This window comes from Streptomyces sp. NBC_00310 (genome assembly GCF_036208085.1).
Classification (GTDB): domain Bacteria; phylum Actinomycetota; class Actinomycetes; order Streptomycetales; family Streptomycetaceae; genus Streptomyces.
The window spans coordinates 7,797,186-7,819,575 of the sequence record NZ_CP130714.1 but is presented as its reverse complement, the minus strand read 5'-3'; the positions used below and the strand labels follow the sequence as shown (position 1 = coordinate 7,819,575).

The following is a 22,390-nucleotide window of genomic DNA, read 5'->3' as shown; positions in this document are numbered from 1 at the left end:
TGGCGCCGGGGGCGTCGCCTCACGTCACTGCGGAAGGATCACCCGGACGGGAACCTCATGCACAAAGCCCCTCCGGCGATCGAGGAGCGGGCCCGGGGCAGGGCCCCGCGACGGCGCCCTTGGGAGAGGACACCGCCGCGGAACCCGGCTCGGCACAGCGGCAGTGCTTACGCCTCTTCGTCGTTGACCCACGACATGAGCTTGCGCAGCTCCTTGCCGGTGGTCTCCAGCAGGTGCTCGGAGTCCTGGGTCTTGTACTCGTTGTACTTCTTCAGACCACCGTGGTACTCGTCCATCCACGCCTGGGCGAAGGTGCCGTCCTGGATCTCGGCGAGGACCTTCTTCATCTCGGCCTTGGTGGCGTCCGTGATGATGCGGGGGCCGGTGACGTAGTCGCCCCACTCGGCGGTCTCGGAGATCGACCAGCGCATCTTCTCCAGGCCGCCCTCGTACATGAGGTCGACGATCAGCTTCAGCTCGTGCAGGCACTCGAAGTACGCGATCTCCGGCTGGTAACCGGCCTCGGTCAGCGTCTCGAAACCGGCCTTGACCAGCGCGGCCGTACCACCGCAGAGAACGGCCTGCTCACCGAACAGGTCGGTCTCGGTCTCCTCGGTGAAGGTCGTCTTGATGACACCGGCACGGGTACCGCCGATGCCCTTGGCGTACGACAGCGCCAGCGCGAACGCGTTGCCCGTGGCGTCCTGCTCGACGGCGGCGATACACGGAACGCCGCGGCCCTCCTCGTACTGGCGGCGGACGAGGTGGCCGGGGCCCTTGGGGGCGACCATGCAGACGTCGACGCCGGCCGGGGGCTTGATGAAGCCGAAGCGGATGTTCAGGCCGTGGCCGAAGAACAGCGCGTCGCCGTCCTTCAGGTTGTCCTTGATGGACTCCTCGTAGACCTGGGCCTGGATCGGGTCCGGGACGAGGATCATGATGACGTCGGCCTCGGCGGCGGCCTCCGACGGGGTCACCACGCGCAGGCCCTGCTCCTCGGCCTTCGCCTTGGACTTGGAGCCCTCGTGCAGACCGACGCGGACGTCCGCGCCCGAGTCGCGCAGGGACAGCGCGTGGGCGTGGCCCTGGCTGCCGTAGCCGATGACCGCGACCTTGCGGCCCTGGATGATGGACAGGTCGGCGTCAGCGTCGTAGAACAGCTCGGCCACTTTGGGTTCTCTCCTTGAGTGCAGGTGTTGCGTCCCACCGTATGACGGCGGGCGTCGTGAAAGTTCGCGGGTCTCGGCATACGGGCGGCCGCGCGTCGTCGGCCGCCCGTTCCGGGTGTCAGGCCGACCGGTCCAGGGCGCGCAGCGAGCGGTCCGTGATCGAACGGGAGCCACGGCCGATCGCGATCGTGCCGGACTGGACCAGCTCCTTGATGCCGAACGGCTCCAGCATCTTGAGCATGGCGGACAGCTTGTCGCTCGACCCGGTGGCCTCGATGGTGACGGCCTCCGGGGAGACGTCGACGGTCTTGGCGCGGAACAGCTGGACGATCTCGACGATCTGGGAGCGCGTCTCGTTGTCGGCGCGCACCTTCACCAGAACGAGTTCCCGCTGAACGGCGGAGCCCGGCTCCAGCTCGACGATCTTCAGGACGTTGACGAGCTTGTTGAGCTGCTTCGTCACCTGCTCCAGCGGCAGTTCCTCGATCACGTTGACCACGATGGTGATACGGGAGATCTCGGGGTGCTCGGTGACACCGACCGCGAGCGAGTCGATGTTGAAGCCGCGGCGGGAGAACAGGGCGGCGATCCTGGCCAGGATGCCCGGGGTGTTCTCCACCAGGACGGAGAGCGTGTGCTTGGACATGTCTCTTGGGTCTCTCTCGCTCAGTCGTCTTCGTTGTCGCCGAAGTCGGGGCGGACGTCCCGGGCGGCCATGATCGTGTCGTTCGAGGTGCCGGCGGCGACCATCGGCCACACCATCGCGTCCTCGTGGACGATGAAGTCGACGACGACCGGGCGGTCGTTGATCGAGTTCGCCTCCTCGATGACCTTGTCGAGGTCGTCCGGGGACTCGCAGCGGATCGCGTAGCAGCCCATGGCCTCCGACAGCTTCACGAAGTCGGGGACGCGGGTGCCGCGGGCCTTCGGGTTGACGTCGTCCGGGCCGCTGTGCAGCACGGTGTTGGAGTAGCGCTGGTTGTAGAACAGGGTCTGCCACTGGCGGACCATCCCGAGGGCGCCGTTGTTGATGATGGCGACCTTGATCGGGATGTTGTTCAGGGCGCAGGTGGTGAGTTCCTGGTTGGTCATCTGGAAGCAGCCGTCGCCGTCGATCGCCCAGACGGTCTGCGCCGGCGCTCCGGCCTTGGCGCCCATGGCGGCCGGGACCGCGTACCCCATCGTTCCGGCGCCGCCGGAGTTCAGCCAGGTGGCGGGTTTCTCGTACTGGATGAAGTGGGCGGACCACATCTGGTGCTGGCCGACGCCCGCCGTGAAGATCGTGCCCTCGGGGGCGAGCTGACCGATGCGCTCGATGACCTGCTGCGGGGAGAGCGAGCCGTCGGCCGGCTGGTCGTAGCCGAGCGGGTAGGTCTCGCGCCAGCGGTTGAGGTCCTTCCACCAGGCGGTGTAGTCCCCCTGTCCGCCCTCGCTGTGCTCCCTCTGCACCGCCTGGATCAGGTCGGCGATGACCTCGCGGGCATCCCCGACGATCGGCACGTCGGCGGCGCGGTTCTTGCCGATCTCCGCTGGGTCGATGTCCGCGTGGACGATCTTGGCGAAGGGCGCGAAGCTGTCCAGCTTGCCGGTGACCCGGTCGTCGAAGCGGGCGCCGAGGGCGACGATCAGGTCGGCCTTCTGCAGTCCGGTGACGGCGGCCACCGAGCCGTGCATGCCGGGCATGCCCAGGTGCTGCGGGTGGCTGTCGGGGAACGCGCCGAGCGCCATCAGGGTGGTGGTGACGGGCGCGCCGGTCAGCTCGGCCAGCACCTTCAGCTCGGCGGTCGCCTGCGCCTTCAGAACGCCGCCACCGACGTACAGGACGGGCCGCTTGGCGGCGGTGATCAGCTTGGCGGCCTCGCGGATCTGCTTGGCGTGCGGCTTGGTCACGGGCCGGTAGCCGGGCAGGTCCATGTTCGGCGGCCAGCTGAAGGTGGTCTTCGCCTGGAGGATGTCCTTGGGGATGTCGACCAGGACCGGTCCCGGACGCCCCGTGGACGCGATGTGGAACGCCTGCGCGATCGCCCGGGGGATGTCCTCCGCCTTGGTGACCAGGAAGCTGTGCTTGGTGATCGGCATGGTGATGCCGACGATGTCCGCCTCCTGGAAGGCGTCCGTACCGATCGCCTTCGACACGACCTGCCCGGTGATCGCGACCAGCGGCACGGAGTCCATGTGCGCGTCCGCGATCGGGGTGACCAGGTTGGTGGCGCCCGGCCCGGACGTCGCCATGCACACCCCGACCTTGCCGGTGGCCTGCGCGTAACCGGTGGCCGCGTGGCCGGCGCCCTGCTCGTGGCGGACCAGCACATGCCGCACCCGCTTGGAGTCCATCATCGGGTCGTACGCCGGCAGGATGGTGCCGCCGGGGATGCCGAATACCGTGTCGGCCCCGACCTCCTCGAGAGAGCGGATGAGGGACTGCGCACCCGTGACGTGCTCGACGGGGGTGGACGGTCCTCCGGATCGGGGCCGCGGCTGCGGATGGTGGGCCCCGGTGGCCTGCTCGGTCATCGGCATTCTCTTCTCGATGCTGAGGGTGTTTTGCGAGGTTCGTGCGGTGTGCGGCTAGCGCCTGACTGGTGCCCGTGCAACAAAAAACCCCTCCTTGCCACGAGGCAAGCGAGGGGAGCGCGTCGGGTACGGTCGCTGGGGATTCCGGGTCGTCGTCCGGTGGGTCCCAGCTTCAGCCGACGCGCTTTCCAAGTACGAGGATTCGAGTGCGCATGGCACTGACCCTCCCCCCGGCGTGCACCGCGTGTCAAGTAGGTGGGACGGGAGTCTCATTATGTGAGCGAAGGGCACTTCCGCCTCCGTAGACAGCGGTCACACCACTTGTGTACACCCCTCCCCCACCGCCCGCGAACGCGGGTTCCGCGGGCCCGCTGGGCACCGGGTAGTGCCCGAGGGACAGGGCCCGGCGGAGCCGGTACTCGTCCAGCGGTCCGGAGAAGGCCGCGCCCTGGCCGTGGGTGCAGCCCATCGCGCGCAGGGCGACCACCTGCTCGGGCAGATCCACGCCGTCGGCGACGGACTGCAGCCCCAGGTCGTCGGCGATGCGCAGCAACCCCCTGGTGATCTTGTGGAGCCGCGTGGACTCCACGATCCCCTCGACGAGGCCTCGGTCCAGCTTCAGTACGTCGACGGGAAGCCGGCGCAGTGCCGTGATGGCCGCGTGGCCACTGCCGAGACCGTCCAGGGCGATCCGGACACCGAGGCGCCGGAGGTGGTTCAGCCGGCGCTCCAGCTCGTCCAGCGGGCCCTTCAGCTCGGTGTCCGACAGCTCGACGATCAAGGAGCCCGAGGGCAGCCCGTGGCGGGTCAGGAGCGTCTCCACCGAGCCGGGGGGCAGGGAGCGGTCCAGCAGGCGCCGGGCGCTCATCCGGACGGACACCGGGACGTTCAGGCCGCTGGTGAGCCGGTCCGCGGCCTGCTCGACGGCCTGCTCCAGCATCCAGCGGCCCAGCTCGGCGGTCTTCTCACTGTCCTCGGAGACCCGCAGGAACTCGGCCGGCGTGAACAGCACCCCCTGGGACGAGCGCCAGCGTGCCGCGGTCGCGACCGACGAGATCCGGCCGGTCTCCAGCTCCACGACGGGCTGGTTCAGCAGCATGAACTCGCCGTCGTGCAGCGCGGCCCGCAGCCGGGTGGCCAGCTCCGCCTTGCGGACGACGTCCTGCTGCATCTGTGGCTTGTACAGCTCGACGCGGCCCTTGCCGGACGCCTTGGCGCGGTACATGGCGAGGTCGGCGTTGCGCAGCAGCTCGCCCGCGCCGAGGCCGGGCTCGGCGAAGGAGACGCCGATGGAGGCGGCCACCCGGACATCGTTGCCGTCGATGGTGTACGGCTGTGAGAGGGCGATCCGGAGCCGGTCGGCGAGCTCCAGGATGTGCCGCTCACGGGCGGTGCGGTCCCGGGAGCCGTCCCCGACGATGAGGGCCGCGAACTCGTCGCCGCCGAGCCGGGAGGCGGTGTCCCCCTGCCGGACGGCGTCCTGGAGTCTGCGGGCGGCCTGGACCAGCAGCTCGTCCCCGGCCTGGTGCCCGATCGTGTCGTTGACGGCCTTGAAGCCGTCGAGGTCGATGAAGAGGACCGCCGTGTTGCGCAGGGCGACACCTCGGTCGGAGGAGCGGCGGCCGGAAAGCGCCTGCTGGACGCGCTTGGTGAACAGGGCGCGGTTGGGCAGGTCGGTGAGCGGGTCGTGCTCGGCGTTGTGCTGGAGCTGGGCCTGCAGCCGCACTCTCTCGGTCACGTCCCGGCTGTTGAAGATGAGGCCGCCGTGGTGGCGGTTGACCGTGGACTCCACGTTCAGCCAGCCTCCCCGGCTCTCGGCTTCGCTCGAGCGGGAGGTGCCCCCACCGCCGGCCTTGAAGCGGCACTCGATACGGGTGGTGGGCTCCTCGGCGGGGTCGGCGGCGAGGAAGCGGCGCACCTCGTGGACGACGCAGCCGAGGTCCTCGGGGTGGATGATCGACGCCAGCTCCTTGCCGACGAGGTCCTCCGCGGGACGTCCGTAGACCCCGGCGGCGGCCGGGCTGACGTAGCGGAGGATGCCGTTCGGCGCGGCGATCATGATGACGTCGCTGGAGCCCTGCACCAGGGAGCGGAAGTGGTTCTCCTTCTGGGCCAGCTCCTGGGTGAGGGTGATGTTGTCGAGGAGCATGATGCCCTGGCGGACGACGAGGGCGAGCACGACGGTGCAGGCGGTGATGAGCACCACGCGATCGACACTGCGGCCGTTCAGGACGTTGTAGAGGATGCCCAGGGTGCAGACGGCGGCGGCCAGGTAGGGAGTGAGCGCGGCCAGGGATCCGGCGATGGGGCGGGTGGCCGGATACCGACTGTGACCTCCTCCCTGGAGGAGCACATGCACGTGTCCTCCTTGCTGGATGTCGTGCCGGTGGCCCGGCTGGACCTCGTGGCGGTGGCCCGGCTGCGCGTCGTGCCGCTGGCCCGGGATGTGTTCGTGCACCACGCGCGCGTGCCCGCCCTCGTCCGCCTGTCCGTGCCGCTGGCCGGCCCAGGGGGCGTAGGCGAGGAGCAGGGAGCCCGCGAACCAGCCGGCGTCGAGGAGCTGGCCGGAGCGGTAGCTGGTGTGCAGGAGGGGTGAGGTGAACAGGGCGTCGCACATCACGGTGAGCGCGAGGGCGCCGATCGCGGTGTTGACCGCGGAGCGGTGCATCGAGGACCGGCGGAAGTGCAGCGCGAGCACCATGCTGACCAGGGCGATGTCGAGCAGCGGGTAGGCCAGTGAGAGTGCGGTGTGCGCGGTGTCGGACCCGTCGAGCTGGGCGGTCTGGGCGAGCGCGAGGCTCCAGGAGAGGGTGACCAGGGAGCCCCCGATGAGCCAGGAGTCCAGCGCGAGGCAGACCCAGCCGGCCCTGGTCATGGGCCTCTTGGCCAGCACCAGCAGGCCGACGATGGCGGGTGGCGCGAAGCAGAGGAAGAACAGGTCCGCGTAGCTCGGCTCGGGCACGGGCCGCTCCAGGACGACCTCGTACCACCCCCAGACGCCGTTGCCCAGTGCCGCCATGGCGGAGGAGAGGGCGAACAGCAGCCAGGCGGGCCGAAAGCGGCTGCTGCGGCGGCGTGCGTAGCGGAAGCAGGAGACGGCGGCCGCGGCCGCGGCCGCGCTGAGCCCGAAGTCGCCCATGACGAGGGCGACTTGTTCGTTGCCCCAGCTGAACGCGGCACCGACGGCGTAGGCCGCGCAGAGCAGGGCGAGGACGAGTTGGGCCCGGAGGCTCGCGCCACCGCGGCCGGGTGCCCTCCCGGGCGGCAGCGGCCCGGGCAGTGGCTTGGTCGCCCGGAGCGTGGGGCTCAGCGTGGAGCCGGTGGACTGGCGGGGACTCACCGGTTCTCCCAGGTGAGCGCCGCTCCCGCGTCCCGCCGGTCCCGGCGCGTCAGGGGGGTGTGCTTTCTGCGGCTGCTGTGCCTGCGGTGCTGACCGTGACCGCTGTGGCCGCCGTGGCTCCCGTGCGGGTGCCTCCGCGTCGCAGCTCGCCAGGGCCGCCGTCGGCGGCTCCGCCGCGTCGGATCGTTCGTCCATAGGCCGTGCATCGCCCGTCGCCCCCCTCGCTGTCTCAAGTCCGTCCCCGGCGCCGAACGGTGCGCGGCGCAGCCCCTGTCGGGGACGATACACCAGTCTCGTCACTCAGGGACATAGTTCCTCTACGCTCAGTGACCACCTGCGGCAACGTGAGCACGTTCCGCTTCCGAAGGAATGCGGAGGGTGCCCGAAGTGGATTACGCGTCGTCCGTCTCGCCCGTCGTAAGGACCACGTTGCGCAAGGGCTCCCGGTTCACGAATCGTCCCAACTGGGCCACCAACAGCCTTTTGGCACGCGGCAGGAAGGCCGAGGTGGGGCCGCCGACGTGCGGGCTGATGAGGACGCCGGGCGCGCGCCAGAGCGGGTGCCCCGGCGGCAGCGGCTCGGGATCGGTGACGTCGAGCGCCGCCGTGATGCGCCCACCGTCCAGTTCCGCGAGCAGCGCCTTGGTGTCGACGACGCCTCCGCGGGCAACATTCACCAGGAGGGCGCCGTTTTTCATACGGGCCAGGAAGTCGGCGTTGACCAGGCCTTTCGTCTGTTCTGTGAGAGGAGTGGACAGGATCACGACATCCGCCTGCGGCAGCAGGGAGGGCAGTTCGGTGAACGAATGCACCGGTCCGCGCGCCGTGGTGCGCTCAGAGCGCGCGACGCGCGCCACCCGCGCCACCTCGAAGGGCACGAGCCGGTCCTCGATGGCGGCGCCGATCGCGCCGTAGCCGACGATCAGGACGGTCCGGTCGGCGAGCGCGGGGCGGAAGTCGCCCTGCCAGCGCTCCTGTTGCTGGGCCCGGACGAAGTCGGGGACACCGCGCAGCGAGGCGAGGGTCAGGGTGAGCGCGAGCTCGGCCGTGCTGGCCTCGTGCACTCCACGCGCGTTGCAGAGCTGGACACCGGGAGCGACCGCGGACAGCCGGGCCAGGACGTCGTCGACGCCCGCCGTGAGCGTCTGGATCACCCGCAGGTTCCGCATGTGCTCCAGCGGGTTCACCTTCACCGGCCAGCGCTTCATGTAGGGCACCACGTACAGGACGCAGTCCGCGGGGTCGCCCGGGTACGGCTGCGTGCCGTCCTCACCTCCGTCCCAGAAGAGGTAGTTGGGGCCCTGCGGGAGCCCCTCGATCTCGTCCGGCGGGATGGGGAGCCACACATCGGCGGTCACGTCCGCGGTCGGGTCGGCAGTCGCGTCAGCAGTCATGCTCCGGAGGCTATGTCAGGTACCCGGCACGGCAGAGGTTAGGTTGGGGGTCGGGAGAGGGAGGGTCACGACCAGGTGGAGCGCAGGACGATCGGCGCGGCGACGCTCGAGGTGGGGGCCGTAGGACTCGGGTGCATGCCGATGAGCTGGGCGTACACCAGGTCGCGGCAACGGGGCGACGAGTCGATGCGGACGGTGCACCGGGCCCTCGACCTCGGCACCACGCTGCTGGACACCGCCGACATGTACGGCCCCTTCACCAACGAGCTGCTGGTGGGCCGGGTGCTGAGGGAGCGCCGCGCGGAGGCCTTCGTCTCCACCAAGGTGGGTTTGTTGGTGGGTGAGCAGCACATCGTGGCCAACGGCCGCCCCGGCTATGTGAAACGTGCCTGCGACGCCTCGCTGCGCCGCCTCCAGACCGACGTCATCGATCTCTACCAGCTCCACCGGGCGGACCCCGAGGTCCCCGTCGAGGAGACGTGGGGCGCGATGGCGGAGCTCGTACAGGCGGGGAAGGTGAGGGCGTTGGGCCTGTGCGCGGTGGGCGCGCGGGCGGGCCGCCGGCCGGGCGCGGGCATGTACGACACCACGATCCGCCAGCTCCAGCGGGTCCAGCAGATATTCCCGGTGAGCGCCGTGCAGGCCGAGCTGTCGGTCTGGTCGCGGGAGGCCCTGGACTCCCTTCTCCCCTGGTGTGTGGCCCGCGGCATCGGTTTCCTGGCCGCCATGCCCCTGGGGAATGGTTTCCTCACCGGCACCCTGACGCCCGGCGGGGGCTTCGAGATCGACGACCTCCGCGCCCGTCACCCCCGCTTCACCGCCGAGATGATGGCCGCCAACCAGCCCCTCGTCGTCGGCCTCCGCCGCGTCGCGGCACGCCACGGGGCGACGGTGACCCCGGCCCAGGTCGCCCTCGCCTGGATCCTCTCCCTCGGCCCCCATGTGGTCCCGGTGCCGGGCACCAAGCAGGCACGGTGGGTGACGGAGAACGCGGCCGCCCACGCCCTCCGTCTCACGGCCCAGGACCTGTCGGAGGTGGCGGGCCTCCCGCCCGCGCGGGGATCCTGGGACTGAGCGGACTGAGCGGACTGCGGACGGCGGACGGCGGACGGCGGACGGCGGCCGGCGATCGGGCGGCGCCCGGGCCGAGCGTCGCGGCCCTTCGCGCCGGACGTCGGGCATCAGGCGTCGGGCATCAGGCGTCGGGCATCGGGCATCAGGCGTCGGGCATCGGGCGTCGGGCGTCGGGCGTCGGGCGAAAAAGCCGCTTGATCGGGCGGAGGCGGAACCTGTGGGGCACTCGCGGTGTATGACAAGTAGAAGCTCCACGCCGAAGGGATCGTGATGGTGCAACGTCGAGTGGTGACGGCCGCGTTGGCCGCAGCCGTGCTCCTGGTGACGACCGGCTGCTCCTCCGACGACGGAGAGAAGCCGGACGCGGCCGGCGGCTCACCCCCGAGCAGCAGCAGTGCCGAGTCGTCCCCGCCCGAGCAGGCGGCGGACGCGGCGCCCCCCGCGAAGGGCTCGGTGAGGGTGGTCCGCACCGTCGCCGAGGACCTCGACACCCCCTGGGGCCTCGCGCCCCTCCCCGAGGGCGGTCTCCTCGTGTCCTCCCGTGACGAGGCCACGATCAGCAGAATCGACGAGAAGTCCGGCAAGAGCACCGAGCTCGGCGAGGTCCCCGGCGTCGCCCCGGCCGGCGAGGGCGGCCTCATGGGCATCGCCGTCTCCCCGGAGTACGCCTCCGACCACATGATCTACGCGTACTTCACCTCGGAGTCCGACAACAGGATCGTCCGGATGCTGTACGACCCCGAGAAGCCCGCCGGCGAGCAGCTCGGCGCGCCGGACACCATCCTCCGGGGCATCCCCAAGGGCACGAACCACAACGGCGGCCGGCTCGCCTTCGGCCCCGACCGACTGCTGTACGCGAGCACGGGCGAGCGGTACGAGGGCCCGCTGGCCCAGGACAAGGACTCCCTCGGCGGCAAGATCCTCCGTATGACCCCGGACGGCGAGCCCGCCCCGGGCAACCCGTTCGACGACTCCGTGGTGTATTCGTACGGCCACCGCAACGTCCAGGGCCTCGCCTGGGACGGCAAGCAGCGTCTGTGGGCCTCGGAGTTCGGCCAGAACACCTGGGACGAGCTGAACCAGATCCGGCCCGGCGGGAACTACGGCTGGCCGGAGGTGGAGGGCAAGGGCGGCAAGTCCGGTTACGTCGACCCGGTGGCCGTGTGGAGGACGGACGAGGCCTCCCCGAGCGGCATCGCCATAGCGGAGGGCTCGGTCTGGATGGCGGGCCTGAGGGGCCAGCGTCTGTGGCGCGTCCCCCTGGACGGCACCAAGGCCGCCGCCGACCCCCAGGCCTTCCTGGAGGAGGACTACGGCCGCCTTCGCACGGTTGTCTCCGCCGGCGGCGGCAAACTCTGGCTGGTGACCAGCGAGACGGACGGCCGGGGTTCCCCGGAAGGTGGCGACGACAAGATCCTGGAGCTGGAGGTGACGTAACCGGCCGCCTACTCCTCGGCCGCCTCCCCTGCCCCTGCCCCTGCCTCCTCCTCCACCGGCTCGGGCGGGCGTACGACGACCTTCCCGGACGCAAGGTCTATCGGTCCGCGTCCCGGGTCGTTGTCCCCGACGTCCTCGCGGGTCAGTTCCAGCCGGTTCTGCTCGTCACGCGTGTGCTTGCGGCCAGGTGCGAAGAGTTCCTCGAAGGCGTTGAACACGGTGCTCCCTCCCCCGGGGCCGCGAGGCGGCGGGCGGTCGGTCCCTGTCGAACAGCGGAGCCTCGGCGGTCCTCCCTGCCATCATCCCGCTGCCAGCCGTTCCCCGGCCCCCGCCGGGGGCAACCCCACCCGATGCGCCACCGCCGCCGCCTCGCCCCGGCCCGAGACACCGAGCTTGGCGAGGATGTTGGAGACGTGGACGCTGGCCGTCTTCGGGGAGATGAAGAGTTCCTCGGCTATCTGGCGGTTGGTGCGGCCGACGGCCACCAGGCGGAGGACGTCGTGTTCGCGGCCGGTGAGGCCGAGCGCGGCCACGGGGTCGGCGGGCGTGAGGGCGGGCTCGGGGGCGCGGCTGAGGGTGAGGCGGGCGCGGCGGGCGAGGAGGGCGACCTCGTCGGCGAGTGGGCGGGCACCGAGGTGGTCGGCGACGGCGGCGGCCAGCCGCAGCAGTTCCGTCGCGCGGTCCCGGGCCTCCTCGTCGGTGCCCTCGGTCAGCAGGGCCTCGGCGAGGCGGTGCCGGACGCGGGCGAGGTCGTAGGGCCGTTCCAGAGGCTCGAAGGCGGTGACGACATCGGACCAGGTGTCCGGGGCCGATACGCCTTCGGCGCGCTGGAGTTCGGCGCGCACCCACTGCTCGTGGGCGAGCCAGATCGGTGCGCCGGTGGTGAGCTTCTTGACCGCGGTGAAGATCTGGTCGAGTACCTCGGCGCGGCCGGGCCCGGCGGTCGACAGGGTGCGGGCCTCGGCCTCGGCGATGACGGCGGTGAGCAGCAGGGGCCAGGCATAGCGCTGGGTGCCGACGGGGAAGCCGGTGTCGAGGACGCGGGCGAGCTCCGCGCGGGCGTCCGGGAGGCGGCCCTCGGCGACGGCGATGCCGAGGGTGAGAGAGGACAGCGGCAGGTCGTTCTGCGGCATGGGGTTGTGGCTGCCGTAATGGCCGCGTGCGACGGCGAGTTGGCCGCGGGCCTCGGCGAGGTCGCCGCGGGACAGGGCGATGGCGGCGTGGATGAGGGTGCTGAGCCCTCGCGGCTTCTGGCTGGAGACGACGCTCTGGGCCTTCTCCACGGCCTCCAGGGCCTCGTCCCAGCACCCCAGGGAGAACAGGGACTCGGCGAGGTTGCCCCAGACCCAGGCCTCGGACTCCGACAGGCCCCTGCTTCGGGTGACTTGGACGCCTTCCTTCAGCAGGCGCACCGCGTCCTGGGAGCGTCCGATGCCCTCCAGGCAGGACGGGATGTTCACGTAGGCGCGGCCCACGACGGCGGCGGGGCCGCGTTCGAGCGTGCGGCGGCGGGCCTCCTCCATCTCCGCGATGCCCGTCTCGACGTCACCGGCGTCGACCATCAGGCCGCCGAGGGTGAGACGGGCGTTGAGTTCGATGTCCTCGGCGCCCACCATGCGCGCGTATTCGACGGCGCGCTGGGCGTCGGAGAGGGCGTCGGGGCCGGGGGCGTGGAGCATGGACCAACAGGCGACGCGGGAGAGCACCTCGGCGTGCACCTCCGAGGGCGGCAGGCCGCGGACGAGATCCTGGGCGGTGGCGAGCTCCTTCCAGCCGTCGCCCCGGGCCAGGCCCTCGGTGAGCATGGAGCGCTGTACCCAGAACCAGGCGGTGCGCAGCGGGTCGCCCCCGTCGGCGAGCAGGTCGAGGGCCCGCCGAGTGATCCTCAGGGCCCGCTCCCGCTCCCCGCACAGCCGTCCGGCGACGGCGGCCTCGGCCATGAGGTCCAGATAGCGCAGGGGGGTGGTGGCGGGGTCGCAGCCGCAGGGAGGGTAGACCTCGGTGTAGTCGACGGGGCGCAGTGCGGTGCGTACGGCGTCGGGGGCGGCGTCCCACAGCTCCATCGCCCGTTCCAGGAGCCGTAGTTGCTCGGAGTGGGCGTGTCGGGAGCGGGCCTCGGCGGAGGCGTCGAGGACGGCGGGCAGGGCCTTGGCCGCGTCGTGGGCGTGGTACCAGTAGCTGGCCAGGCGGGTGGCGCGGCCGTCGGCCGGGACGAGGGTCGGGTCGGCCTCCAGGACCTCGGCGTAGCGGCGGTTGAGGCGGGAGCGTTCGCCGGGCAGCAGGTCGTCGCTGACGGCCTCGCGGACCAGGGAGTGCCGGAAGCGGTAGCCGTCGCCGCCGGGGGCGGCGAGCAGGATGTTGGCGCCGACGGCGGCCCGCAGGGCCTCGATGAGGTCGTCCTCGGGAAGCCGGGCCGCGGCCGCGAGCAGGGCGTACTCCACGGTGGACCCGCCCTCGGCGACGATGCGGGCGATCCGCTGGGCGTCCTCGGGGAGCCGTTCGACGCGGACGAGGAGCAGGTCGCGCAGGGAGTCGGTGAGGCCGGGGCAGCCGCCGTCGTGGGCGGCGACGGCGAGTTCCTCGACGAAGAAGGCGTTGCCGTCGGAGCGGTCGAAGATCTCGTCCACGCGCTCCGGTTCGGGCTCGGCGGCGAGGATGCCGGCGAGTTGGTGGCCGACCTCGGCGCGGTTGAAGCGGGGCAGTTCGATGCGACGGACCGTGCGGAGGCGGTCGAGTTCGGCGAGGAGGGGGCGCAGCGGGTGGCGGCGGTGGATGTCGTCGGAGCGATAGGTGGCGAGGACGACGAGACGGCCGGTGCGCAGGGTGCGCAGCAGGTAGGAGAGGAGGTGGCGGGTGGAGGCGTCGGCCCAATGCAGGTCCTCCAGGGTGAGGACGATCGTGCGGTCGGCGGCGAGGCGTTCCAGGAGGCGGGCGGTGAGTTCGAAGAGGCGGGCCGTGCCCTCCTCGTCGTGCCGTACGCGGGGAGTCTCGCCCAACTCGGGGAGCAGCCTGGCCAGTTCCTGTTCCTGTCCGGCGGCCGCGGTGGCCAGTTCGTCGGGCAGTCGGCGGCGCAGGGCGCGCAGCGCGGTGGAGAAGGGCGCGAAGGGCAGTCCGTCGGCGCCGATCTCGACGCAGCCGCCGAGCGCGACGACCGCGCCCGCGCGCACGGCCTCGGCGGCGAACTCCTCGACCAGGCGGGTCTTGCCCACCCCGGCCTCACCGCCGAGCAGCAGCGCCTGCGGGCCGCCGCCCCCGTCTCCCCCGCTTCCCGCCGCCCGCGCGGCACCCCCACCCGCTGCGCGGGCCAACGCCTCGCGCAACACCTCCAGTTCGTCGGCTCGACCGACGAACACCGGACTGACGGACCTGGTCTCCACATCGCCGAGCATCGCACGACCCTCGGACACTCCGGCACCGATTATCCGCGGGCGCCCGGCCACCGAACCGTCGTTCACCAGGCCTCCATCACTCCACGTCCGGCTTTCGCGTCAGAGCTCCGGGGGGCGGTTGTCGGGCGAGTGCGGGTGAGTGGGGGGTGCTCGCGCAGTTCCCGGCGCCCCTTAGGAGCATGGGGTCGCCCCCGGTTCTCAACTAGCGCGGGGAACTGCGCGAGCAACCCCTCACCGCCCGCACTCGCCCAGGAACGCCCACGCCCCGCATTCACGCGGCGCGTGGGAACCGGAGCCTGCGTGGGCGTTCGTGAGGCACCCGGCCCTCCTCGTTTCGCTCGTCGCGGCGGGCGCGGCGGGCCTCGCGTACCCGGCGGTACTGCTCCGCCTCGCGGATCAGCTCTGCGGAACGGATCTGCTGGAGCTCGTACTCGAACATCTCGTACCCCTCGTGAAGAGTCGGTCTCGGCTCGCTTGCTGCGATGCCTCAACCTTCGTCTCCGAGGCGGGTCCGCCACATCGGGAGAGTTCCGCATCTTGAACGCGGGGAGGGGCCTTAGGCCGGTGTAGGGATACCCGCACCGGGCCTAAGGCCCCTCAGAAACCGTCCTGTCCGTCCTGTCCGTCCTACCTGACCGTCCCGTCAGCCCTGCTCGGGGCAGGGCGTCAGGTGCTCGGCAGCGCCAGCAGGATGTCGGAGTACTTCAGGGCGGCCAGCACCAGCCCGATGAAGCCGACCGAGACACCGGCCCAGGCCACCGACTTGATCCACGGCGTCTGCACCTGGTCGGGGTCGCCGAACGCGGGCCGCACGAGCACGGCGACGCCGACGAGCAGCCCGACGAGCGCGAAGACGCCGCCCCACAGCGCGGACGCCTGCCAGGCATCGCCGTAGACCGCCTGGAGCTGCGTGGCGACGGTCGCGTTCGTCGCGGCCTGCATCTCCAGCTGGCCGGTGATCTCCTCGCGCGCGGAGGCGACCGTGCCGACCCAGCCGCCGGTCAGCGAGACGAGGCCCAGCACCACGGACACGATGCCGGCGGCACCCTGTCCGACGCCTGGCGACGCCTTCGCGGCGGCCGGGGGGAACTCCTCGTCGAACTCTCCGGCCTCGTCGGAGTCGTCGGCCTCGACCGAGTGGCCGGCTTCCGCCGCGGCCTCCGTCTGCGCCGCGTCCTCCTTGATGACGTCGGTGCCCTTCACCGACTCGTCGTCGTTCCTGGCCTCGGCACCCGTGTCGGCACCGGTCTCGTCAACTGTCTTGGTTCCCATACCTCGCACCGTACGAATGTTGTCTGAGAGGTTTCTTAATGATCGCTGTGAGCGCTGCGATCACGTGCCGCACGCCATTCGGGCGCCAGAACGGACCATATCTGCAAGTCGTGCCGGACACCTCGGTGGGGATATCTCTCCCGCTGCACACCGTCCCTGACCATGCCCAGCCGCCGCGCCACGTTCAGGCTCGGCGTGTTGCCGGAGGCCGCGATCCACTCGACCCGGTGGATGGCACGGACGTCGACGGCCCAGTCGATGAGGATCCGCATGGCACGGGTGATCAGCCCCCGCCCGGTGCCGGCGGGCTCCAGCCAGCATCCGACCTCGCAGTTGGCGTTCTCCGCGTCGAAGTTGAGGAAGAGGACCCCGCCGACGAGCTTGCCGTCGAGCCAGATGCCGTGCAGGGAGCCGGTGTCGGCGGCGCGCATGTCGGCGTACCGCTGGAGGACGGCGCGCGCGGACGCGACGTCCGTGGCGGTCTGGCCGAAGGGGACGTACGCGTTGATGAAGTCGCGCCCCCGCTCCAGGTGCGCGAGGAACTCCTCGGCGTGCCAGGGCTCCAGGGGCCGCAGTTCGGCCCCGTCGTCACCCAGGGATATCGCGTACATCCGGCTGTCGCTCCTTCGCCCGTACGTCCGTCGCGTCGGCGTACCCCGCCGGTACGTCCTCGGCGTCCCCCGCCAATACGTCCGCCGCCTCGGCGTCCGTCGCGGCGGCCAGCCTCTCATGGGCGGCGCGGGATTCGGGCGGCTCGATGCTGATGCGGGGCATGCGCTTGTCCAGCCAGCGGGGCAGCCACCAGTTGGCGCCGCCGAGCAGGTGCATGAGGGCGGGGACGAGGAGCGTGCGCAGGACGAAGGCGTCGAGGGCGACGGCGGCGGCCAGGGCGATGCCGAACATGGCGATCACGCGGTCGCCGCTGAGCACGAAGGCGAGGAAGACGGAGATCATGATGACCGCCGCGGAGTTGATCACCCGGCTGGTCTCGGCCAGGCCGACCCGGACCGCGCGCCGGTTGTCGCCGGTCTCCAGCCACTCCTCGTACATCCGGCTGACCAGGAAGACCTGGTAGTCCATGGAGAGCCCGAAGAGGACCGACACCATGATCACGGGGAGGAAGGGCTCGATCGGCCCGGCCCGGCCGAGGCCCAGCAGCTCACTCCCCCAGCCCCACTGGAAGATCGCGACGACCACGCCGAACGCGGCGGCGACGGCGGCCACGTTCATCGCGGCGGCCTTGAGCGGTATGCCGATGGACCTGAAGGCGAGCAGGAGCAGCAGGCAGCCGAGGCCGATGACCACGCCCACGAACAGCGGCAGCTTGCCGACGATGACGTCCGCGAAGTCGTCGTAACCGGCGGTCACCCCGCCGACGCGCAGATCGAGCGAGGTGCCGGTCTCGGCCCTCGGCAGCACCTCGTCGCGCAGCTGTTCGACGAGGTCACTGGTCTTCGCGGACTGCGGGGAGGAGTCGGGGACGACGGTGAGGTACGCGGTGTCGCCGCCGGTGTTGTACGTGACCGGGGTCACCGCCGAGACGCCCTCGGTGGCCCGGAGCGTGGTGTCGAGGTTGTCGAGGGCGAGTTTGTCGGCGGCGCCGTCGACCTCGGTGACGAGGGTGAGCGGGCCGTTCACGCCGGGGCCGAAGCCGTCGGCGAGCAGTTCGTAGGCCTGGCGGGTGGTCGTCGCCTGCGGGTCGTTGCCCTGGTCGGAGGTGCCCAGGCGCAGCCCGAGGGTGGGCAGGGCGAGCAGGGTCATGACGACGAGGGCGATCGCGCCGAGCTTCTTGGGGTGCTTCTCGACGAAGGCGGACCAGCGGGCGGCGAAGCCGGTGGGCAGTTCGGGCTCGGGGCCGTGCTCGGCCAGGCGGCGCCGCTCGCGGCGGCTCAGCGCCCGCATGCCGATGAACGACAGCAGGGCCGGCAGCAGCGTCACGGAGGCGGCGACGGTGAGGACCACGGTGAGGGAGGCGGCGATCGCGACGCCGTTGAGGAAGCCGAGGCGCAGGATCAGCATGCCGAGCAGGGCTATGCAGACCGTGGCGCCGGCGAAGACGACGGCCCGTCCGGTGGTCGCGACCGCGTTCCGCGCGGCCTCCTCGACGGACAGCCCCCGCTTCAGCCCGCGCCGGTGCCGGGTCACGATGAACAGCGCGTAGTCGATGCCGACGCCGAGGCCGATCAGGGTGCCCAGCATGGGCGCGAAGTCGGCGACCGTCATGGCGTGCCCGAGCAGGGTGATCCCCGCATAGGCGGTGCCCACGCTGACCAGGGCGGTAGCGATCGGCAACAGGCTGGCGGCGAGTGAACCGAACGCGAGGAAGAGGACGACGGCGGCGACGAGCACGCCGACGATCTCGGCGAGGTGCCCGCCGGAGGTCTCGGTGAGTTCGATCGAGGTGCCGCCCAGCTCCACCTGGAGCCCGCCGCCCTCGGCGCCCTTCGCCGTGTCGACGACGGCCTCGGCCTGCGCCTTGTCCACGTCCTCGGCCGGCTGGTCGAAGGTGACGGTGGCGTACGCCGTACGGCTGTCCTCGCTGATCCGGCCGCCGTCGGCGCCGTCGTACGGGTCGGTGACGGCGGCGACGCCCGGCAGGTCGGCGATCTCGTCGAGGGTGCGGGTCATCGTCTGCTCGACGGCGGCGGCCCGCACGGAGCCGGCATCGCTGTGCCAGACGACGGTGGCGCTGTCGCCGCTGACACCCGGGAAGCCCTCGTTCAGGAGTTCGGTGGCGCGGCTGGACTCGGTTCCGGGGGTCTTGTAGTCGTTCGAGTACGCGGCTCCCGCGACGGCGGCGCCGGCGGCCGTGCCGGCGAACGCGAGAAGCCACAGAAGTACGGCGACGAGACGGTGCCGGACGCACCAGCGCGCAAGGGCTGCCACGGATCGTGCTCCTGGGGGGGTTTGTGGATCTTTGACCGTGTACAGCCGTGAATCGAACTGAACAGCACACAAAGAACGCATGAGCAACGTCTGGCCACTGTTGCACCCAGAAGTGATCGTTAGGCCCCTTTGAGGGTCTCCTCACAGGAGATGGGAGCCACCTCACAGGACAGACGACAGCACTCTGTCACCCTGCGCCACGCCCCCGGGCACACCCGGGGGGCGGCACATCGCAGTGATGCACCGCCCCCAGGGATACGCGGCGGAACCGCCGGTCGTTCAGCCCTCGCCGACGCCCAGCTTCTCCAGGATCAGTTCCTTGACGCGGGCCGCGTCGGCCTGACCACGGGTGGCCTTCATGACCGCACCGACCAGGGCTCCGGCCGCGGCCACCTTGCCGCCGCGGATCTTGTCGGCGATGCCCGGGTTGCCGGCGATGGCCTCCTCGACGGCCGTCGTCAGGGCGCCCTCGTCGGAGACGACCTTCAGACCGCGCTTGTCGACGACCTCGTCCGGGGTGCCTTCGCCCGCGAGAACGCCTTCGATGACCTGGCGGGCCAGCTTGTCGTTCAGGTCGCCCTTCGAGACCAGCTCGGTGACCCGGGCCACCTGCTCCGGCGTGATCGCCAGCTCGTCGAGCGGGACGCCCGACTCGTTGGCGCTGCGGGCCAGCTCGCCCATCCACCACTTGCGGGCGGAGGCGGCGTCGGCCCCGGCCTCGATGGTGGAGACGATCAGGTCCAGCGCGCCGGCGTTGAGGATCGCCTGCATCTCGGTGCCCGAGATGCCCCACTCCCCGAGGAGCCGGTTGCGACGGACCAGCGGCAGCTCGGGCAGCGCGGCCCGGATCTCCTCGACCCACTCGCGCGAGGGGGCCACCGGCACGAGGTCCGGCTCGGGGAAGTACCGATAGTCCTCGGCCTCCTCCTTCACGCGGCCGGAGGTCGTGGACCCCGTGTCCTCGTGGAAGTGCCGGGTCTCCTGGATGATCGTCCCGCCGTCGTTCAGCACGGCGGCGTGCCGCTGGATCTCGAAGCGGGCGGCACGCTCGACGGACCGCAGCGAGTTCACGTTCTTCGTCTCGGAACGCGTGCCGAACTTCTCGCGGCCGTGCGGGCGCAGCGACAGGTTCACGTCGCAGCGCATCTGGCCCATCTCCATACGGGCCTCCGAGACGCCGAGCGCCTTGATGACCTCGCGCAGCTCACGGACGTACGCCTTGGCGACCTCGGGAGCCCGCATCCCCGCACCCTCGATCGGCTTGGTGACGATCTCGATGAGCGGGATGCCCGCGCGGTTGTAGTCGAGCAGCGAGTGCGAGGCGCCGTGGATGCGGCCGGTGGCACCGCCGACGTGCGTCGACTTGCCGGTGTCCTCCTCCATGTGGGCGCGCTCGATCTCCACACGGAAGGTCTCGCCGTCCTCCAGCTGTACGTCGAGGTAGCCGTTGAAGGCGATCGGCTCGTCGTACTGGGAGGTCTGGAAGTTCTTCGGCATGTCCGGATAGAAGTAGTTCTTCCGGGCGAAGCGGCACCACTCGGCGATCTCGCAGTTCAGCGCGAGACCGATCTTGATCGCCGACTCGACGCCGATCGCGTTGACGACCGGGAGCGCGCCGGGCAGGCCGAGGCAGACGGGACAGGTCTGCGTGTTGGCGTCCTGACCGAGTTCGGTCGAACAGCCGCAGAACATCTTGGTCTTGGTGCCGAGTTCGACATGGACCTCGAGGCCCATGACGGGGTCGTACGACGCCAGCGCGTCCTCGTACGACACCAGGTCGGTCGTGGTGGTCACGGTCTAACTTCCCTCTCAGCCCAGCAGGACGTCGTCGTCGCCCAGCCGCTTCAGTTCGCGGTACAGGATGGCGAGGCCGGTGACGATGCCGACGGCGGCGACCGTCGCGTCGATCAGGCGCAGGGTGTCCTCGTCCGAGCGGGCCTTCTTGATCCGCTTGGCGACACCCCACGCGCCGAAGGCGGTGGTGGCGATGGACACGTACGTGCCGGACTTCGACTTCTGAAAGTCCTTGGCCTTGGACAGTGCGTTGGTCACAGCGACGGAGCCTCCTCGAGGAGCGGGTGCCCCCACTTTTCCACGAAGGCGGCCTCGACGGCGGCGCCGACCTTGTAAAGCCGGTCGTCCTTCAGTGCCGGAGCGATGATCTGCAGTCCGACCGGCAGCCCGTCCTCCGGCGCGAGGCCGCAGGGCAGGGACATCGCGGCGTTGCCCGCGAGGTTGGTCGGGATGGTGCAGAGATCCGCCAGGTACATCGCCATCGGGTCGTCGGCGCGCTCGCCGATCGGGAAGGCGGTGGTGGGCGTGGTCGGCGAGACGATGACGTCGACCTTCTCGAACGACTTCTCGAAGTCCCGCGTGATGAGCGTACGGACCTTCTGGGCGCTGCCGTAGTACGCGTCGTAGTAGCCGGAGCTGAGCGCGTACGTGCCGAGCATGATGCGGCGCTTCACCTCGGGGCCGAAGCCCGCCTCACGGGTGAGGGAGGTGACCGTCTCGGCGGAGTTCGTGCCGTCGTCGCCGGTACGCAGGCCGTAGCGCAGCCCGTCGAAGCGGGCGAGGTTGCTCGAACACTCGCTCGGCGCGATCAGGTAGTACGCGGCCAGCGCCAGGTCGAACGACGGGCAGTCCAGCTCGACGATCTCGGCGCCCAGCTCCTTCAGCAGCGCGACGGACTCGTCGAACCGCTGGAGCACGCCCGCCTGGTAGCCCTCGCCCCGGAACTGCTTGACGACGCCCACCCGCATCCCGGCGACACTGCCGTTGCGCGCGGCCTCGACGACCGCCGGGACCGGGGCGTCGATGGAGGTCGAGTCGAGCGGGTCGTGCCCCGCGATGACCTCGTGCAGCAGCGCCGCGTCCAGGACCGTACGGGCACAGGGCCCGCCCTGGTCGAGGGAGGACGAGAACGCCACCATGCCGTAGCGGGAGACCGCGCCGTACGTCGGCTTGACGCCGACCGTGCCGGTGACGGCGGCCGGCTGACGGATCGAACCGCCGGTGTCGGTGCCGATGGCGAGGGGCGCCTGGTAGGAGGCGAGCGAGGCGGAGGAACCGCCGCCGGAGCCGCCCGGGATCCGGGTGAGGTCCCAGGGGTTGCCGGTCGGCCCGTACGCGCTGTTCTCGGTGGAGGACCCCATGGCGAACTCGTCCATGTTGGTCTTGCCGAGGATGACGACGTCGGCGTCCTTCAGGCGCTTGGTGAGGGTCGCGTCGTAAGGCGGGATCCACCCTTCGAGGATCTTCGAGCCCACGGTGGTCGGAATGCCGACCGTGGTGAAGATGTCCTTGAGCGCGAGCGGAACACCGGCGAGCGGGCCGAGCTTCTCGCCCCTGGCCTTCTTCTCGTCGACGGCACGGGCCTGGGCGAGGGCGCCCTCGCGGTCGACGTGCAGGAAGGCGTGCACCTTCTCGTCGACGGCCTCGATCCGGGCCAGGTGGGCCTCGGTGACCTGTACGGCGGTGAGCTCGCCGGAAGCGATCTTCGCGGCGATCTCCGCCGCGGTGAGCTTGATGATGCTGTCGGTCATGACGTGATCAGTCCTCCCCCAGGATCTGCGGCACCTTGAAACGCTGCTGCTCCTGGGCCGGGGCGGCGGAAAGTGCCTGCTCGGGGGTGAGCGACGGACGGACCTCGTCCGCGCGCATGACGTTCGTCAGCGGCAGCGGGTGCGAGGTCGGCGGTACATCTTGGTCGGCGACCTCGCTGACGCGGGCGACCGCGCCGATGATGTCGTCCAGCTGGCCCGCGAAGTGTTCAAGCTCTTCGGGCTTCAGCTCCAGACGCGCCAGCCGTGCGAGGTGGGCGACCTCCTCGCGCGTGATGCCAGGCATGCAGCGATCCTCTGGGGTGAGTGAGTGTGGTTTGGCGCCAATCCTATGGGGCGCGCGGGGTTGGCT

17 protein-coding genes are annotated in these 22,390 nt (G+C 70.9%); 2 read left to right on the top strand and 15 right to left on the bottom strand.

Annotated features, from left to right (window positions below):
• Positions 1-167: 167 nt before the first annotated feature.
• From ilvC to OG202_RS34310, 5 genes are all read right to left on the bottom strand, one after another.
• On the bottom strand, positions 168-1,169 hold the full coding sequence (gene ilvC / locus OG202_RS34330) for a ketol-acid reductoisomerase (protein WP_326577062.1): 1,002 nt from the start codon (positions 1,167-1,169) through the stop codon (positions 168-170).
• A gap of 118 nt (positions 1,170-1,287) precedes the next feature.
• Positions 1,288-1,815 carry an acetolactate synthase small subunit gene (ilvN, locus tag OG202_RS34325; RefSeq protein WP_030040507.1) on the bottom strand — a complete coding sequence of 176 codons (528 nt, stop codon included), beginning with the start codon at positions 1,813-1,815 and terminating at the stop codon, positions 1,288-1,290.
• 20 nt (positions 1,816-1,835) lie between these two features.
• A complete protein-coding gene (locus tag OG202_RS34320) occupies positions 1,836-3,683 on the bottom strand; it encodes an acetolactate synthase large subunit (RefSeq protein ID WP_326577066.1) in 1,848 nt (615 codons plus the stop codon).
• A 247-nt stretch (positions 3,684-3,930) separates the two neighbouring features.
• Entirely contained in the window at positions 3,931-7,023 is a 3,093-nt protein-coding gene (locus OG202_RS34315; protein WP_327727691.1) for a putative bifunctional diguanylate cyclase/phosphodiesterase, read from the bottom strand.
• 392 nt (positions 7,024-7,415) lie between these two features.
• A complete protein-coding gene (locus OG202_RS34310; protein ID WP_327727692.1) occupies positions 7,416-8,417 on the bottom strand; it encodes a 2-hydroxyacid dehydrogenase in 1,002 nt (333 codons plus the stop codon).
• Between the two features lie 75 nt (positions 8,418-8,492).
• Here OG202_RS34310 and OG202_RS34305 point away from each other — a divergent pair, with 75 nt between their 5' ends.
• Together OG202_RS34305 and OG202_RS34300 are read left to right on the top strand one after the other, a co-directional pair.
• Entirely contained in the window at positions 8,493-9,491 is a 999-nt protein-coding gene (locus OG202_RS34305) for an aldo/keto reductase (protein ID WP_328224073.1), read from the top strand.
• 270 nt (positions 9,492-9,761) lie between these two features.
• Positions 9,762-10,928, top strand: a complete 1,167-nt coding sequence (locus tag OG202_RS34300; protein ID WP_327727694.1) for a PQQ-dependent sugar dehydrogenase — start codon at positions 9,762-9,764, stop codon at positions 10,926-10,928.
• An 8-nt stretch (positions 10,929-10,936) separates the two neighbouring features.
• Here OG202_RS34300 and OG202_RS34295 read toward each other — a convergent pair whose 3' ends face one another.
• The 10 genes from OG202_RS34295 to gatC all read right to left on the bottom strand — a co-directional run bounded on the left by OG202_RS34295 (position 10,937) and on the right by gatC (position 22,324).
• Positions 10,937-11,146 carry a DUF6191 domain-containing protein gene (locus OG202_RS34295; protein WP_327727695.1) on the bottom strand — a complete coding sequence of 70 codons (210 nt, stop codon included), beginning with the start codon at positions 11,144-11,146 and terminating at the stop codon, positions 10,937-10,939.
• Between the two features lie 81 nt (positions 11,147-11,227).
• Positions 11,228-14,317, bottom strand: a complete 3,090-nt coding sequence (locus tag OG202_RS34290; RefSeq protein WP_327732113.1) for a helix-turn-helix transcriptional regulator — start codon at positions 14,315-14,317, stop codon at positions 11,228-11,230.
• Positions 14,318-14,588: 271 nt separating this feature from the next.
• Positions 14,589-14,756, bottom strand: coding sequence for a hypothetical protein (locus OG202_RS34285; RefSeq protein ID WP_326577078.1), 168 nt, complete (start codon positions 14,754-14,756; stop codon positions 14,589-14,591).
• A gap of 227 nt (positions 14,757-14,983) precedes the next feature.
• Positions 14,984-15,589 (bottom strand): hypothetical protein, encoded by a 606-nt coding sequence (locus OG202_RS34280; RefSeq protein ID WP_326577080.1) that lies wholly within the window; start codon positions 15,587-15,589, stop codon positions 14,984-14,986.
• Positions 15,590-15,624: 35 nt separating this feature from the next.
• Complete coding sequence (locus OG202_RS34275) at positions 15,625-16,200, bottom strand: GNAT family N-acetyltransferase (RefSeq protein ID WP_326577082.1); 576 nt, start codon at positions 16,198-16,200, stop codon at positions 15,625-15,627.
• Complete coding sequence (locus OG202_RS34270) at positions 16,178-18,475, bottom strand: MMPL family transporter (protein ID WP_326577084.1); 2,298 nt, start codon at positions 18,473-18,475, stop codon at positions 16,178-16,180. Before OG202_RS34270 ends, OG202_RS34275 begins: the two co-directional genes overlap by 23 nt.
• 279 nt (positions 18,476-18,754) lie before the next feature.
• Complete coding sequence (gene gatB, locus OG202_RS34265) at positions 18,755-20,269, bottom strand: Asp-tRNA(Asn)/Glu-tRNA(Gln) amidotransferase subunit GatB (protein ID WP_326577085.1); 1,515 nt, start codon at positions 20,267-20,269, stop codon at positions 18,755-18,757.
• Between the two features lie 15 nt (positions 20,270-20,284).
• The gene (locus tag OG202_RS34260) at positions 20,285-20,527 is read right to left on the bottom strand and encodes a hypothetical protein (protein ID WP_326577087.1); all 243 of its coding nucleotides are present in this window, start codon (positions 20,525-20,527) and stop codon (positions 20,285-20,287) included.
• Positions 20,524-22,020, bottom strand: coding sequence for an Asp-tRNA(Asn)/Glu-tRNA(Gln) amidotransferase subunit GatA (gene gatA / locus OG202_RS34255; RefSeq protein ID WP_326577089.1), 1,497 nt, complete (start codon positions 22,018-22,020; stop codon positions 20,524-20,526). Before gatA ends, OG202_RS34260 begins: the two co-directional genes overlap by 4 nt.
• 7 nt (positions 22,021-22,027) lie before the next feature.
• Positions 22,028-22,324: an Asp-tRNA(Asn)/Glu-tRNA(Gln) amidotransferase subunit GatC gene (gene gatC, locus OG202_RS34250; RefSeq protein WP_005480000.1), complete on the bottom strand. Its 297-nt coding sequence runs from the start codon at positions 22,322-22,324 to the stop codon at positions 22,028-22,030.
• Between the last annotated feature and the right edge of the window lie 66 nt (positions 22,325-22,390).

Coding starts and splice junctions, on each gene's coding strand:
- ilvN (WP_030040507.1), bottom strand. CDS start 1,815: ATGTCCAAGCACACGCTCTCCGTCCTGGTGGAGAACACCCCGGGCATC.
- OG202_RS34320 (WP_326577066.1), bottom strand. CDS start 3,683: ATGACCGAGCAGGCCACCGGGGCCCACCATCCGCAGCCGCGGCCCCGA.
- OG202_RS34310 (WP_327727692.1), bottom strand. CDS start 8,417: ATGACTGCTGACGCGACTGCCGACCCGACCGCGGACGTGACCGCCGAT.
- OG202_RS34300 (WP_327727694.1), top strand. CDS start 9,762: ATGGTGCAACGTCGAGTGGTGACGGCCGCGTTGGCCGCAGCCGTGCTC.
- OG202_RS34290 (WP_327732113.1), bottom strand. CDS start 14,317: ATGCTCGGCGATGTGGAGACCAGGTCCGTCAGTCCGGTGTTCGTCGGT.
- OG202_RS34285 (WP_326577078.1), bottom strand. CDS start 14,756: ATGTTCGAGTACGAGCTCCAGCAGATCCGTTCCGCAGAGCTGATCCGC.
- OG202_RS34280 (WP_326577080.1), bottom strand. CDS start 15,589: ATGGGAACCAAGACAGTTGACGAGACCGGTGCCGACACGGGTGCCGAG.
- OG202_RS34275 (WP_326577082.1), bottom strand. CDS start 16,200: ATGTACGCGATATCCCTGGGTGACGACGGGGCCGAACTGCGGCCCCTG.
- gatA (WP_326577089.1), bottom strand. CDS start 22,020: ATGACCGACAGCATCATCAAGCTCACCGCGGCGGAGATCGCCGCGAAG.
- gatC (WP_005480000.1), bottom strand. CDS start 22,324: ATGCCTGGCATCACGCGCGAGGAGGTCGCCCACCTCGCACGGCTGGCG.